General features: G+C 51.5%; 13 protein-coding genes. 7 read left to right on the top strand and 6 right to left on the bottom strand.

Features of this window, described 5'->3' with window-relative positions; translation table 11 throughout:
- The first annotated feature begins 35 nt into the window (after nt 1-35).
- From ACXYMU_RS11980 to ACXYMU_RS11990, 3 genes are all read left to right on the top strand, one after another.
- Nucleotides 36-1,553, top strand: a complete 1,518-nt coding sequence (locus tag ACXYMU_RS11980; protein WP_458986632.1) for a GH3 auxin-responsive promoter family protein — start codon at nt 36-38, stop codon at nt 1,551-1,553.
- Nucleotides 1,554-2,054: 501 nt separating this feature from the next.
- Entirely contained in the window at nt 2,055-3,797 is a 1,743-nt protein-coding gene (locus tag ACXYMU_RS11985) for a GMC family oxidoreductase (RefSeq protein WP_458986633.1), read from the top strand.
- 16 nt (nt 3,798-3,813) lie between these two features.
- Nucleotides 3,814-4,512, top strand: coding sequence for a gluconate 2-dehydrogenase subunit 3 family protein (locus tag ACXYMU_RS11990; protein ID WP_458986721.1), 699 nt, complete (start codon nt 3,814-3,816; stop codon nt 4,510-4,512).
- 121 nt (nt 4,513-4,633) lie between these two features.
- Here the strand turns inward: ACXYMU_RS11990 and ACXYMU_RS11995 are convergent, their stop codons facing one another.
- The 3 genes from ACXYMU_RS11995 to gltX form a co-directional block, all read right to left on the bottom strand.
- Nucleotides 4,634-5,398 carry a TIGR00266 family protein gene (locus ACXYMU_RS11995; RefSeq protein ID WP_458986722.1) on the bottom strand — a complete coding sequence of 255 codons (765 nt, stop codon included), beginning with the start codon at nt 5,396-5,398 and terminating at the stop codon, nt 4,634-4,636.
- 116 nt (nt 5,399-5,514) lie between these two features.
- On the bottom strand, nt 5,515-5,886 hold the full coding sequence (locus ACXYMU_RS12000; RefSeq protein ID WP_458986634.1) for a hypothetical protein: 372 nt from the start codon (nt 5,884-5,886) through the stop codon (nt 5,515-5,517).
- A 128-nt stretch (nt 5,887-6,014) separates the two neighbouring features.
- Nucleotides 6,015-7,556 carry a glutamate--tRNA ligase gene (gene gltX, locus ACXYMU_RS12005; protein ID WP_458986635.1) on the bottom strand — a complete coding sequence of 514 codons (1,542 nt, stop codon included), beginning with the start codon at nt 7,554-7,556 and terminating at the stop codon, nt 6,015-6,017.
- A 184-nt stretch (nt 7,557-7,740) separates the two neighbouring features.
- On the opposite strand from gltX, the gene ACXYMU_RS12010 reads away from it, so the two are divergent.
- Nucleotides 7,741-8,757 carry a YihY/virulence factor BrkB family protein gene (locus tag ACXYMU_RS12010; protein WP_458986636.1) on the top strand — a complete coding sequence of 339 codons (1,017 nt, stop codon included), beginning with the start codon at nt 7,741-7,743 and terminating at the stop codon, nt 8,755-8,757.
- A 69-nt stretch (nt 8,758-8,826) separates the two neighbouring features.
- Here ACXYMU_RS12010 and ACXYMU_RS12015 read toward each other — a convergent pair whose 3' ends face one another.
- On the bottom strand, nt 8,827-9,207 hold the full coding sequence (locus tag ACXYMU_RS12015) for a RidA family protein (RefSeq protein WP_458986637.1): 381 nt from the start codon (nt 9,205-9,207) through the stop codon (nt 8,827-8,829).
- A gap of 51 nt (nt 9,208-9,258) precedes the next feature.
- Between ACXYMU_RS12015 and ACXYMU_RS12020 the strand changes: the two genes are divergently transcribed.
- Nucleotides 9,259-9,936 (top strand): 3-hydroxyacyl-CoA dehydrogenase family protein, encoded by a 678-nt coding sequence (locus tag ACXYMU_RS12020; RefSeq protein WP_458986638.1) that lies wholly within the window; start codon nt 9,259-9,261, stop codon nt 9,934-9,936.
- Nucleotides 9,937-10,009: 73 nt separating this feature from the next.
- On the opposite strand, the gene glmS is transcribed toward ACXYMU_RS12020, so the two are convergent.
- Together glmS and ACXYMU_RS12030 are read right to left on the bottom strand one after the other, a co-directional pair.
- A complete protein-coding gene (gene glmS, locus ACXYMU_RS12025) occupies nt 10,010-11,845 on the bottom strand; it encodes a glutamine--fructose-6-phosphate transaminase (isomerizing) (protein ID WP_458986639.1) in 1,836 nt (611 codons plus the stop codon).
- A gap of 99 nt (nt 11,846-11,944) precedes the next feature.
- Nucleotides 11,945-12,757, bottom strand: a complete 813-nt coding sequence (locus tag ACXYMU_RS12030) for a glycogen/starch synthase (protein WP_458986640.1) — start codon at nt 12,755-12,757, stop codon at nt 11,945-11,947.
- A gap of 136 nt (nt 12,758-12,893) precedes the next feature.
- Here ACXYMU_RS12030 and panC point away from each other — a divergent pair, with 136 nt between their 5' ends.
- Together panC and panD are read left to right on the top strand one after the other, a co-directional pair.
- Nucleotides 12,894-13,751, top strand: a complete 858-nt coding sequence (gene panC / locus ACXYMU_RS12035) for a pantoate--beta-alanine ligase (protein ID WP_458986641.1) — start codon at nt 12,894-12,896, stop codon at nt 13,749-13,751.
- A 93-nt stretch (nt 13,752-13,844) separates the two neighbouring features.
- The gene (gene panD, locus ACXYMU_RS12040; protein ID WP_458986642.1) at nt 13,845-14,192 is read left to right on the top strand and encodes an aspartate 1-decarboxylase; all 348 of its coding nucleotides are present in this window, start codon (nt 13,845-13,847) and stop codon (nt 14,190-14,192) included.
- The last annotated feature ends 8 nt before the right edge of the window (nt 14,193-14,200 follow it).

Consider the following 14,200-nt stretch of genomic DNA (forward strand, 5'->3'; position numbering starts at 1 on the left):
ATTAACAATTAGCAACTAACAATCAAGTCTTACCCTTGGAAATAATAAACTCTATCGTGACGTGGGTGATGAAAAAACGCATCCATGACATTGATCTGTTCCGAAAATACCCGCATGAAGTGCAGGCAGAGCTGTTTCAGAACCTGATCAGCACAGCCAAAGACACGGAATGGGGCAAGAAATACGGCTACAAAGATAACCTGTCGGTGCGCGAGTTTCAGGAGCGGGTACCCATTAGTGACTATGAAGGGCTGTTCCCGTACATAGAACGCGTGATGAAGGGGGAGCAAAACCTGCTCTGGCCAAGTAAGATCGAGTGGTTCGCCAAATCGTCCGGCACCACCAATGCCCGCAGCAAGTTCATCCCTGTCAGCCCCGAGTCGCTGGACGATTGCCACTACAAAGGAGGCAAGGACATGCTCTCCATTTACGTTAACCTATACCCCGAAACAAAACTTTTCTCAGGCAAAGGCCTTTCTATCGGCGGTAGCCATCGCCCAAGCGAGGTTAATTCCAAGGTGTCGTGCGGAGACGTGTCGGCGGTGATCATGCAGAACCTTCCGATTTGGGCAGAAGCTATGCGCACCCCGCCCCTTAAAGTCGCGCTGATGGACAAGTGGGAGGAGAAAATCGAGAAGATGGTGGAGTTAACGGTAGAGGAGAACGTGACGAGCATGAGTGGCGTGCCCACCTGGACGTACGTGCTGCTGAAGCGCATCCTGGAGGTGACCGGCAAGGATAACATCCTGGAGGTATGGCCGAACCTGGAGCTGTTCACACACGGCGCGGTGGCTTTCGGCCCTTATCGCCAGCTTTTCCGTGATCTCATACCTTCCGGCAAGATGAATTACCTGGAGGTATACAATGCCTCTGAGGGCTTCTTTGGGATACAGGACCAGGCAGGCACCGAAGACGAAATGCTGCTGATGCTGGACTATGGCATTTACTATGAGTTTATCCCGATGGACCAGTTTGAGGAGGAACAACCTCAAACCCTGACGCTGGACCAAGTTGAACTGGATAAAAACTATGCTCTCGTAATCTCGACTAATGCAGGCCTGTGGCGCTATAAAATCGGCGACACGGTACGCTTTACCAGCATCAACCCATACCGCATTAAAATATCGGGCCGCACCAAGCACTTCATCAACGCCTTTGGCGAGGAGGTGATTGTGGAGAATGCGGAGGAGGCCATCACGAAGGCCTGCCAGGCCACCGGCGCCGTGATCACTAACTTCACAGCCGCTCCGATGTACATGGAAAGTGGCAAGCGCGGAGGCCACGAGTGGGTAATCGAGTTTGAGAAAGAGCCGGATAGCCTGGCCCGTTTTACACAGGTGCTGGACGAGACCCTTCGGGAGGTGAACTCAGACTATGATGCCAAACGGCAGAATGATATTGCCCTGCAGGAGCCATTGGTGCATGCGGCCCCTAAAGAGACCTTTATGAACTGGCTGCGTAGCAAAGGCAAACTTGGTGGCCAGAACAAGGTCCCACGCCTGAGCAACACCCGCGAATACCTGGAGGAAGTCCTGCAACTACTGAATGCCTAAGTTAATGCAAGCTTCAAAGCCACGGTGTATATATGCTGTGGCCTTGAAGCCTGCAACTCCTATTGCCTCCTTATGTCCTGAGCAACTGTCAAGCAGCGAAACCATTCTCCTTTTTATTCGACTCGTCACTAGCTAGCAAACCCATCAACGCTCATTTCAATACTGCGCATTCACTTAAAGCGGTGTAGCCGTTTTAAATTCCTTCCTCAATTATATGATCTTTTATCGGAAGAGAAAAGCTAAAAATTAAGAATGCCTCTTGTGTTATAGTAATATGTTTTTATATTTAGCATTTGTAAGCGGTTAATCACTCTTTTTTTGCTATTGATACATCGTCTGTCTTGCTACAATAAAGCAGCGGCCCTTCACAACTGATCGGCCAAGCAAGTAACATAGGCAAGCATGACTTCAGTGTAACTAAATTAACATAGCTAAATCAATTTAGCATAGCCGCACTTGTTTGATGATCTTAATTCGGTAATAGACCAAATAATCAACCTTATGGCATTCCAGATTAAAAAGAAAGGCGAGGTATACGATGTAGTGATCGTGGGTTCGGGAGCAGGCGGCGGCATGGCTGCGAAAATACTTTCTGAGGCTGGCGTAAAGGTGGCGCTGCTCGAGGCAGGCCCAGATTACGACCCAGCAGACCCAGAGCAGCAAACCCAATTAAAGTGGTCTTACCAATCGCCTAGGAGAGGAGCCAACACGACACGCGCTTTTGGAGATTTTGATGCCGCCTACGGAGGGTGGGAGCTTGATGGAGAGCCATACACCAAAAACAAAGGCACTGAATTCGATTGGTTTCGGGCTCGGATGATGGGCGGGCGTACCAACCATTGGGGGCGTATTTCGTTGCGCTTCGGCCCGCACGACTTTAAGCGCAGGAGCATGGACGGCCTGGGAGATGACTGGCCGATCTCCTATGCGGATATCAAACCCTATTATGACCGTGTAGACAAAATGGTGGGCGTTTTCGGCACAAACGAAGGCTTGGTGAACGACCCCGACGGGTACTTCCTGCCGCCCCCCAAGCCGCGCCTACATGAACTAATGATCAAGAAAGCGGCTACGGGAATCGGCATCCCGGTCATTCCGGCGCGTAAATCCATGCTGACCCGGCCAATCAACAAAGACCGAGGCGCCTGCTTCTTCTGCGGGCAGTGCGGGCGCGGTTGCTCTGCGCATGCCGATTTTTCATCCTCTACCTGCCTTGTGAAGCCTGCCCGAAACACAGGCAACGTAGAGGTATACACCAATGCCATGGCCCGCGAGGTGCTCACGGACAAATCGGGTAAAGCCACCGGGATTTTGTATACCGACAAAACAGACATGCAGGAGTATCAGGTGAACGGCAAGGTAATCGTGCTGGCCGCCAGTGCCTGCGAGTCTGCCCGGCTTTTGCTTAACTCTAAATCAGAACAGCACCCGGACGGCTTGGCTAACTCCAGCGGCATGGTGGGCAAGTACCTGCACGATTCTACCGGTGCCTCCCGCAGTGCTTTTATACCCCACCTCATGGACCGCAAGCGTTACAACGAGGATGGTGTAGGGGGAATGCATGTGTATACGCCATGGTGGCTCGACAACAAAAAGCTCGACTTTGCCCGTGGCTACCACATTGAGTATGGCGGGGGTATGGGTATGCCAGCCTATGGCTTCGGTTCGGGCATTGAGAACCTGAATGGAAAGTACGGAGGCCGCGACGGACAAATAAAGCAGGCAGGAGGGTATGGCGCCTCCCTGAAAGATGATTACCGCAGATTTTATGGTGCCAACGTAGGCTTTGCAGGCCGCGGCGAATGCATTGCCCGCGAAGACAATTACTGCGAGATCGACCCGAGCGTAGTGGATAAATACGGTATACCAGTGTTGCGCTTTAATTATACCTGGAGCGACCACGAGATAAAGCAGGCCAAGCACATGCACGACACCTTCGAGAGCATCATTGACGCGATGGGCGGGGTGGCACTGGGCGACAAGCCTGGGGCAGACAGAAAGTACGGCCTCGAAAACCCTGGAAGGATCATACACGAGGTGGGTACTACCCGCATGGGTAACGACCCCAAGCGCTCGGTGCTGAACAAATTCTGCCAGGCCCACGAGGTGAAGAACCTGTTTGTGGTAGATGGCGGCCCGTTCGTGTCGCAGGCAGATAAAAACCCTACCTGGACGATCATGGCCCTGTCAATGCGGGCCTCTGAGTATTTGATGGACCAGGTAAAAAAGCAAAATATAGTCTAAAAGCAGATACGATATGATGGACAGAAGAGAATCCCTGAAATTTTTAGCCATTGGCTCGTTAGGCGCAGGCTCCCTGCTGGTTGGCTGCGACAGTGTGATAACCGAAGAAAAGAGCCCGAAGGCAATTAAGTCGGATGCCAGGTCTGATGCTTATGGCCGCACTGAAGAAGAGAAGGAGCGGGATGCCCGCCTGATGGAGGAGCAGTTCTTCACGAAAGCGGAGATGGCTACCATCACGGTGCTCAGCAACATTATCATTCCTGCAGACGGCCGCTCAGGGAGTGCCGCTGATGCCGGAGTGCCAGATTTTATTGAGTTTATCGTGAAAGACAGGCCTGAAAACCAGCTCCCGATGCGGGGCGGCCTGCGTTGGCTAGATACGAAATCGAATAAAATGTTCGGGAAGCCGTTTGTGGAAGCCAGTAAGGTGCAACAGTTAGCATTGGTTGACCTGATCGCATACCCCGAGAAAGCCGCACCGGAGAACAGCCAGGGTGTTACGTTCTTCAACCAAATGCGCAACCTCACAGCCACAGGGTTTTTCACGAGCAAAATAGGGATCGAGGATATGAATTACAAGGGCAACACGCCCAACGCCTGGGATGGCGTTCCGGAGGATGTACTGAAGCAATACGGCTTAGCCTACGACGAGAAAACGCTTGCGCAATGTCTAAAAAACGAGGAGCGCGGTGAAATGATGACGTGGGACAGCTAAGGGCTTAAGATAGATTGGTTTGAGAGTGAGTAAATGATAAAGGGGGCTTTAATGCCCCCTTTGTTATGCTAGCTACTAGCTATGCCTGGCTTGGTATAGAATTGTCGGTTCCGCCTGCCTGTTACTCCATAAAGCTGCTAAACATACCGCCTTCTTTGTTGGTGTTCTCGCCGCGTGGCATCAACGCTTCAATGAGCTTCTTCACTGGCATCGACTGCAGCCATACCCGGCCAGTGCCGCGCAGGGTAGCCAGGAAAATACCCTCGCCGCCAAAAATCATTGATTTCAGGCCTCCAGCCCGCTGCACGCTAAAATCTATACCCTCTTCAAACGCTACCACACAACCTGTGTCTACGCGCAAGGTTTGGTTGTTCAGTTGTTTCTCCACCACGGTGCCGCCGGCATGTATAAACGCCATGCCGTCGCCTTGCATGCGCTGCAGTATAAAGCCCTCGCCGCCGAAGAATCCGGAGCCAATCCGCTGGTTAAAGTGGATGCTCAGCTTGGTGCCGAGTGCGGCTGCCAGAAATGCGTCCTTCTGGGTGATCAGGCTGTTATTGCGCATTTGGCGCAGGTCGATGGGGAGGATGGTGCCGGGATAGGGAGCCGAAAAAGCCACACGGCTCTTGCCATAGCCCCGGTGCGTAAAGTGCGTCATAAACAGCGACTCGCCCGTGATCATGCGGGAGCCCGCTGAGACCAGCTTGCCGAAGAAACCCTGGTTTGGGTTAGAGCCGTCGCCCATTTTGGCCTGAAAGTCGATGCCCTCTTCCATATATACCATGGCGCCCGCCTCAGCGATCACGGTTTCGTTCTGGTCCAGTTCCACTTCCAGCACCTGGATGTCGTTTCCATAAATCTTGTAATCGATTTCGTGCGAATTGATCATAGTTATCAGATAGGTAGGTTAAAGATTGGTTTCTCTCAAAACGACTATATTGCTCTCTAAATATAGATGAGAAGCAATTTTTGTCACCTCAGCGCTATAAATCACCATTACGGTTAATCCTCGTCGTCTTCATCCTCCTCCTCTGGGCTGCCTTTCTTGCGACGGGCTTTGGGCAAGCCTTTGTCATCTTCCTCTTCTGACACGGCACTGGTGCTCCGCACAAAGTCCTCATCCGTTTCCTCTACTTCTTCGCCCTCTTCTATGTGGTATGCCTCTTCCTCCTCGCGCTTGGCCTTTTCGGCGGCATCGCGTTTCACCAGCTTCTTGTCTTCCACGTTGCGGTTCAGGAACTCGTTTATCTTGTCGATGCTGTAATTTGAGATGATCTCGCCGTGCTCGTTCACCTTTATCTCAAAGCCCTCCAGGTCCTTGTGCACCTTCGACTTCTTCTTGCTGCTTTTGCTTTCTTTTTTATTCTTAGCCATGGTTGTTCAGGTTTATACCTTGTTGTATAGGCTAAGTCAGGGCAATTTGTTGCATCCAGGCGAAAGCGCTGCAACAAAAAAGGCTAGCCACTACGGCTAGCCTTTTAGTTAATGATGTCCTGCCAGAGTTAGACGGCAGCGTAAGTGCTTAGCTTGTCGATGGCGGTGCCAATGCGCTGAGCGGTTTCCTCGCGGCCAATCACCTCGATGATTTGCATCAGGTCCGGGCCAGCCTCGGCGCCAGTCACGGCCAGGCGCAGCGCCTGCATCACCTGTCCCAGCTTCATGCCGTGGCGCTCCAAAATGCCGTTCAAAAGCTCTTTTACCGTATCGGCGTTAAAGTCCTCCAGAGCAGGCAACTCGTTTTTAAAGTCCTCGAAAACGGCAACCGACGGGCTGTTCCATTTCTTGGAAGCAACCTTATCGCTATACTCTGTTGGGGCGATGAAGAAGTATTTCGCCTCCTGCCAGAAATCCTGCGGGAAGCTTACGCGCTCCTTCATCAACCCCGCAATCTTCTCGGCCTTCTCATGCGAGGCAGTGATATCGTGCTCGGCCAGAGCCTGCAACAGGTAATCGGCCAGCTCGCTGTCTGGCTTGGCACGCAGGTACTGCTCGTTAAACCAGCGCGCTTTCTGTATGTCGAAACGCGTGCCGGACTTGCCGATGCGCTCCACAGAGAATTCCTTAATTAACTCTTCCATGGTGAACAGCTCTTGCTGCGTGCCCGGGTTCCAGCCCAGGAAGGCAAGGAAGTTAGTGAAAGCCTCTGGCAGATACCCTGCTTCGCGATAGCCCGAAGACACTTCGCCCGTGTTCGGGTCAGTCCAGCGCAGTGGAAACACCGGGAAGCCTAGTTTGTCGCCATCGCGCTTGCTCAGCTTGCCATTTCCGTCCGGCTTCAGCAGCAGGGGCAGGTGGGCAAACTCAGGCATGGTGTCTTCCCAGCCCAGGTAACGGTATAGCAGCACGTGCAGCGGCGCAGACGGCAACCACTCCTCACCCCGGATCACATGCGTGATTTCCATCAAATGATCATCCACAATGTTGGCCAGGTGGTAGGTCGGCATGCCATCCGACTTCATCAATACCTTATCGTCGATGGCGGAAGAGTGTACCATCACCCAACCACGGATCATGTCCTTCAAACGAACTTCCTCTTTGCGTGGCACCTTCAGGCGGATCACGTAAGGGTCGCCGGACTCCAGGCGGCGCTTCACCTCATCCTCTGGCAGGGTAAGGGAGTTCTTCATCGTCATGCGGGTGATGGCGTTGTACTGCGGCGTGGCCACCTTGGCTGCCTTCAGCCGCTCGCGCATTTCCTCCAGTTCCTCCGCTGTGTCGAAGGCATAGTAGGCATGCCCGCTCTCGATGAGCTGCATGGCATACTGCATATACATGGGCTTGCGCTCCGACTGGCGGTATGGTGCGTACGGGCCGCCTTTCCAGGGGCTTTCGTCCAACTCAATACCAGACCAAGCCAGCGACTCGCGGATATAGTCTTCGGCACCAGGCACAAAGCGGTTTTGGTCGGTATCCTCGATGCGGAGGATCATTTTGCCGCCTGTTTTACGGGCCAGCAGGTAGTTGTAAAGGGCTGTGCGCACACCGCCTATATGAAGAGGCCCGGTTGGGCTGGGGGCAAAACGTACTCTAACTTCTCTTTCCATGAAAATATGTCTGATTCGGAACCTTCAAATTTGGCACAAAGGTACAAAATAAAGTTCTATTCGGTTAATGCTCTTCCAGCAAAGGCGGCTCGGCATCGATCAGGGTAGCATGCTGAAAGCTAATTCTTTAGAAACATAATCAGATAATTCCGTATCTGCTTAATAAAGAAGCCCCCAGGCAGCTATGGTACGAAGCCGATTGATGATTGTATGGTGCCTGCTAAAAGAAACCTGGCAGGAGTTTATGGAGAACAACTCCTGGCAAAAGGGTGCTGCGTTGGCGTATTACACTATTTTTGCCCTTCCGCCGATGCTTATCATCATCATCAGTGCGGGGGGGTATTTCTTTGGGCAGCAAGCCGTGTCGGGCGAGATATACTACCGCATCAAAGAGTTAATCGGGTCGGAAGGGGCTTATTCGGTGCAGAAGATGGTAGAGAACGTGAACAGGTTCTCGGACGTGAGCCTAGCAGCGATGGTGGGCCTGATTGCCTTGTTTGTGGCCGCAACCGGCGTTTTCATATCCTTGCAGGACTCGTTGAACGAGATCTGGTATGTGAAGCCCAAGCCGAAGCATGGTTATTTAAAGTTGGTGCTCGACCGCTTCCTTTCCTTCGGTATGATCCTAACCATTGCGGTGGTGCTGCTGCTCTCTTTGCTGGCCAATGCCATCCTGGTCGCCATCGGCGATTTCCTGACCGCGCGCTTCTCTGATTGGATTCTATACGTCATTCATGTTGCCAACCTTGTCTCGGCGCTGGTGCTCATGTCCTTCCTGTTCGCCTGTATCTATAAATTTCTGCCTGATGCTAAAATTAAGTGGCGCGATGTATGGGTGGGTGCGGTGGTGACTTCTGTGTTGTTCGTGCTGTTCCGGGGGCTGATCGGCTTTTATCTCGGCAAGAATGATGTAGGCTCTGTGTATGGGGCGGCGGGTTCGGTGGTGGTTATTTTGACCTGGGTTTTCTTCACTTCCCAAATCATCTTTTTCGGGGCTGTTTTCACTTTTGTCTACTCCCGCAAGTATGGGTATAACATCTACCCCACAGAGTATGCCGTGCGCGTTATCCGGAAGCAGGTAGAAGTGGGCAATTCCGCTGTGAACACCGACCCGAATCTGCTAATAGAGGAGCCATCCGTCGAAGATGAAACAGCGGGCGAGGAGGGAGACGAGAAGGCTTCACAGGGCGCCAATATCTAAGCGTAGAGAGCCGGTAAATCAGCAGGGTATAGCTTTTTAGTTACGCCCTGCTGATGGTATAAACCAAGGCTATAGTAACGCGATGCAGGAAATCTCCACATTAACGTCCTTGGGCAGCCGGCTTACCTCCACGGTTTCGCGGGCAGGCGGGTTGCTGGCAAAATAGCTGCCGTACGTTTCGTTGATGCGGCCAAAGTTGTTTAGGTCCTTCACGAAGATAGTGCACTTCAGGACGTGCTCGAACCCCATCCCGGCCTCCGCTAAAATGGCTTCCAGGTTTTTCATTACTTGGTGCGTTTCGTTCTCGATGGTATCGTTTACCAGATTGCCGCTTTCCTGGTTCAGGCCTATCTGACCCGATACGTATAAGGTGCCATTCGCCATGGTGGCCTGGCTGTAAGGGCCAATCGGGGCCGGTGCCTTCGCTGAGTTGATAATGGTGTGTGCCATGTTCAGATTCGTTTTATATTGTATCTTTACTATCAAAAGTACTCAAAAAATATGCATATAGTTGTTGTGTCAGGCCCGGAAATGGCCGCAGAGTTCAGGCAGAAGTTCCCGGAAGAGCATGCCGGCCCCTCCTTCACTTTCCTGAGCCACCTGAGCCTGCAGGATGAGCAATTGCGGGCTACGGATGTAGTGTTCGACTTTTTGTTGCACCGGCAACCTGAGCGGCTCACGCAATATGCACCAGGCCAGGTAGTGTTCTGCCATGCCGTAACAATACAGCTGGCGGCACTGGTTAAAGAGGCAGGCCTGCAGGATCCCTGCACTCTAATCGGGTTTAATGGCTTACCAACGTTATTTAACCGACCGGTGCTGGAAGTGAGTTTGCTGGACCAGGAGCACGAGCTCCAATTAAAAGAAGTTTGTGACGCGTTAGGCACAGCGTACCTGTTAGTGGCCGATAGAGTGGGTATGGTGACGCCCCGTATGGTTTGCATGATCATAAACGAAGCCTGTTATACCCTCCAAGAGCAGACAGCCAGTGTAGCAGATATTGACGCCGGCATGAAACTAGGCACGAACTACCCTAAAGGTCCTTTTGAGTGGGCCAATCAGATAGGCGTAGACAAGGTGTATGAAGTTTTGCAGGCAGTGTACGAAGACACCAGGGATGAGCGGTATAAAATATGCCCTTTACTGAAAACCAAGTACCTGAAAGGCGAGCGCTTCTAAACGGAACAGCCTATCAAACAAAGCAGGCTGCCTGTTTGGGCAGCCTGCTTTGTTTGAGGTGTATGGCAATGCCTTATTCCACTGTCACAGATTTTGCCAGGTTACGCGGTTGGTCTACGTTACAGCCGCGCATCACAGCGATGTGGTATGACAGCAGTTGTAGCGGAATCACCGACAGCAACGGCATCAGTGGTTCGCTCGTCTCCGGGATCTCGATTACGTAATCTGCCATCGATGGGATGATGTTATCGCCTTCCGTCACCACGGCAATCACCTTTCCTTTGCGCGCCTTCACTTCCTGCACGTTGGACACGATCTTCTCATAAGAGCTATCCTTGGTAGCAATCACCACCACCGGCATCTGCTCATCAATCAGCGCGATAGGGCCGTGTTTCATTTCTGCGGCAGGGTAACCTTCCGCATGGATATAGGAGATCTCTTTCAGCTTCAGGGCGCCTTCCAGTGCCACCGGGAAGTTATAACCCCGGCCCAGGTACAGGAAGTTGGTCGCGTCCTTGAACACTTTAGCAATCTCCACAATCTGGTCGTTCAGTTTCAGGGCTTCCTCCACTTTGGCCGGAATTGTCTCGAGTTCCACCATCAAGCGGTGTAGGGCGGTTGTCTCCAGGTTGCCGCGCTTGCTGCCGATAATCATGGCGATCAGCGTGAGTACAGTTACCTGTGCCGTAAAGGCCTTGGTGCTGGCAACGCCAATCTCCGGGCCGGCATGGGTATAAGCACCGGCATCGGTGGCGCGGGCGATGGACGAGCCCACCACGTTGCAGATGCCGAATATCGTGGCGCCTTTCGACTTGGCAAGCTCCAGGGCCGCCAGCGTATCGGCTGTCTCACCGGATTGAGAAATCGCTATCACAATATCCTTCTCATTAATGATAGGATTGCGATAACGGAACTCAGAGGCATACTCCACTTCTACCGGAATGCGGGCCAGATCCTCTATCAGGTACTCAGCCACAAGTCCGGCATGCCAGGACGTACCGCAAGCCACAATGATGATGCGTTTTGCCTTCGCAAACTTATTCTCATACTCCCGGATGCCGCTCATCATCAGTTGGTTGCTCTCCGGCACCATACGGCCGCGCATGCTGTCCAGGATAGAGCGCGGCTGCTCAAAGATCTCTTTCAGCATGAAGTGCTCATAGCCGCCTTTCTCAATCGACTCGAGCGCCATTTCCAAACGTTGCACGTAAGGGGTTTGCTGTACGTCCTCCTTGGTGCGGATATCCAACTGGCCGTCGTTGATGACCGCCAATTCATAGTCATTCAGGTATACTACATCGTTAGTATATTCAATAATGGGAGTAGCATCTGAAGCCAGGAAGAACTCTCCTTCGCCAATGCCCACTACCAACGGACTTCCTTTACGCGCAGCAATTAGTTGGTTTGGGCTATCCTGTGCTAACACTACAATCGCGTAAGCACCTACCACTTCGTGCATCGCCAGGCGTACCGCCTCAGGCAAAGAGCAATGGTTGTTCGTTCGGATATCCTCGATCAGGTTGATAAATACCTCGGAGTCGGTGTCAGACTTAAAGGTATGCCCTTTGTCTAACAGCAGTTTCTTCAGCGAACCGTAGTTTTCGATGATACCGTTATGGATGATGGCGATATTGCCGGAGGTGGAGTAATGCGGGTGCGCGTTTACATCATTTGGCTCGCCATGGGTCGCCCAACGGGTATGGCCCATTCCAATGGTGCCGTGTACCTCCTCGTGCGCAAGGCTCGCCTCTAGGTCAGCTACTTTCCCTTTTTTCTTATATATGTTAAGGGAGCCGTTCATAAGGGCCACCCCGGCGCTGTCATACCCCCGGTACTCCAGGCGCTTTAATCCTTTTATAATAATGGGCAGGGCTTCTCTATGCCCTACGTAGGCTACAATTCCACACATAATTATTGGCTTTAAATAATAATAGGCACCCCAAAGGTACCTATTATCGAAAATATATATGTATTTCTACTCCTGTATCAGTATAACCGTTGGATCAGGCTAGTTGCTTAACTGGTTATAAAGCTCATAATAAGAGTCTAACAAAGTATCGTCAGCGCACACAGTACTGATATTTTTTGTTTTCATGTACTCATTGAATGTGGCATTCATGCTATCGCCGAAGTCCTCATTCGTTTTAATCACAGAGTCCGCATACTTCATGCCGCACTTTACAAACCCATCGCAGTCGGCTGACTGAAGCTCGGTCAGCATGCTGTCGTCAATATCCAGCATCTTCACTTTGTCCAGCAGGCCCTCGTCGAACTTCTGCGTATAGTCGTAATTATAAACCGTGAACATCGACTTAGCATCCTTAAAAATAGGGTCCTTCTTGTACGTAGTCTTCAGGTAAAGCGGAATCAAACCTGTCATCCAGTCGTTGCAATGCACAATGTCTGGAGCCCATCCCAGTTTTTTAACTGTTTCTAACACGCCCTTGCAAAAGAAGATAGCACGCTCGTCGTTATCTGCATGAAACTTGTTGTTTTTATCAACAAACACAGATTTTCTATGAAAATAGTCTTCGTTGTCAATAAAATACACCTGTAGCTTTGCATTTGGAATAGAAGCTACCTTAATTACCAACGGTTTCTCATCATCACCCACAGCGATGTTGATGCCCGACAGGCGTACCACTTCATGCAATCGGTTCTTGCGTTCGTTGATCAAGCCAAACCGTGGCACGAAAATGCGGATCTCCATTCCCCGCTCTTGCATACCCTGCGGTAGCGTCTGAAGAAATTCGGCTACTTTCGTGGTCTGTAAGAAAGGGTTGATCTCAGTGGCGGCGTATAAGATTCGCAGTTTTGACATGAATATGTGGTTAAAATTTAAAAAGCAACAGTATTGGGACGTGCAAAATTAGTTATTTTTATTCTAATTTTCAATTTTAAATGGTATAACTTACTTTTGCCGGCTTTTAGTGATCCCCAAAACAAGTAAAACCGACATGGAAGTTATAGAGCAGGTTCAGTCCATCCGTGAACGCGTGCAAGCATTGCGCTGTAGCGGCAAAACCATTGGCTTTGTGCCTACCATGGGTGCCTTGCACCAAGGGCATCTGCAACTGCTGCAGGCTGCCGCGCAGGATAACGATGTTACGATCTGTAGCATCTTCGTAAACCCGACGCAGTTCAACAACCCCAGCGACTATAACCTATACCCCCGCACGCTGGCAGAAGACAGCCAGCTGTTGAAAGCAGTCGGCTGCGATATTCTTTTTGTACCAAAAGCAGAAGAAGTATACCCCTCACAACACGCGTTGTTGCAGTTTAGTTTCGGGGCTTTGGAGCAGGTAATGGAAGGAGAGCACCGGCCAGGGCATTTTAATGGGGTGGCCACCATCGTGAGCAAGCTGTTCCACCTGGTGCAGCCGCACCGCGCCTATTTTGGGCAGAAAGACCTGCAACAGGTAGCCATTGTGCGGCAACTGGTGCATACCCTGAGTTTTGATGTGCAACTGGTGTGTTACCCAACGGTGCGGGAGGAGGACGGGTTGGCAATGTCATCGCGGAACACCCGGTTAAGCGCGTCTCAACGGAAAGTAGCTCCGCACCTGCACCAGGCGCTTTTACTGGCCAGAGAACAACTGAAGCAAAAGCCTGTAGCAGCTATTAAGGCTGAGGTGCATGATTACCTGCGCCCGCTGGAGGAGGTGCAACTAGAGTACTTTGAGATAGCCCACCCGGCTACCTTGCAGCCTTTGGAAGATGTGCACGATGCAAATGAAGTGGCCCTGTGCCTGGCAGCCATGGTAGGGCCTGTCCGCCTGATTGACAACCTGGTGGTGAATTTAAACGAAGCCTAGGTTGTTGCGTAATCGGACGCTCGTTGGCAGTGCGTAGTTGATAGTTAATATGCTGCCAATTCTCTACCTTTGCGCATTATTACAAATCAAACCATGTATATCGAGGTTTTAAAATCCAAAATTCACCGTTGCAAGGTAACACAGGCCGAACTGCATTACGTTGGCAGCATCACTGTTGATGAAGACCTGATGGATGCCGCCAATGTGGTGGAAAACGAGAAAGTGCAGATTGTGAACATCAATAACGGCGAGCGCTTCGAGACGTATGTCATCAAAGGCGAGCGCGGCACCGGCACGATCTGCCTGAACGGGCCTGCTGCCCGCAAAGTGCAGGTGGGTGATATCGTGATCATCATTTCTTACTGCAGCATCAAGTTCGAGGATGCCAAAAACCATACGCCTACGCTTGTGTTCCCCGATCAGCACAACCGGCTGGTATAAACCCTATT

The sequence above is a fragment of the Pontibacter sp. CAU 1760 genome, from assembly GCF_054482735.1.

Excerpts from the sequence above, each read along its gene's own strand:
- ACXYMU_RS11985 (WP_458986633.1), top strand. The coding sequence starts at position 2,055 with ATGGCATTCCAGATTAAAAAGAAAGGCGAGGTATACGATGTAGTGATC.
- ACXYMU_RS11990 (WP_458986721.1), top strand. The coding sequence starts at position 3,814 with ATGGACAGAAGAGAATCCCTGAAATTTTTAGCCATTGGCTCGTTAGGC.
- ACXYMU_RS12000 (WP_458986634.1), bottom strand. The coding sequence starts at position 5,886 with ATGGCTAAGAATAAAAAAGAAAGCAAAAGCAGCAAGAAGAAGTCGAAG.
- gltX (WP_458986635.1), bottom strand. The coding sequence starts at position 7,556 with ATGGAAAGAGAAGTTAGAGTACGTTTTGCCCCCAGCCCAACCGGGCCT.
- ACXYMU_RS12010 (WP_458986636.1), top strand. The coding sequence starts at position 7,741 with ATGGTACGAAGCCGATTGATGATTGTATGGTGCCTGCTAAAAGAAACC.
- ACXYMU_RS12015 (WP_458986637.1), bottom strand. The coding sequence starts at position 9,207 with ATGGCACACACCATTATCAACTCAGCGAAGGCACCGGCCCCGATTGGC.
- ACXYMU_RS12020 (WP_458986638.1), top strand. The coding sequence starts at position 9,259 with ATGCATATAGTTGTTGTGTCAGGCCCGGAAATGGCCGCAGAGTTCAGG.
- glmS (WP_458986639.1), bottom strand. The coding sequence starts at position 11,845 with ATGTGTGGAATTGTAGCCTACGTAGGGCATAGAGAAGCCCTGCCCATT.
- ACXYMU_RS12030 (WP_458986640.1), bottom strand. The coding sequence starts at position 12,757 with ATGTCAAAACTGCGAATCTTATACGCCGCCACTGAGATCAACCCTTTC.
- panC (WP_458986641.1), top strand. The coding sequence starts at position 12,894 with ATGGAAGTTATAGAGCAGGTTCAGTCCATCCGTGAACGCGTGCAAGCA.
- panD (WP_458986642.1), top strand. The coding sequence starts at position 13,845 with ATGTATATCGAGGTTTTAAAATCCAAAATTCACCGTTGCAAGGTAACA.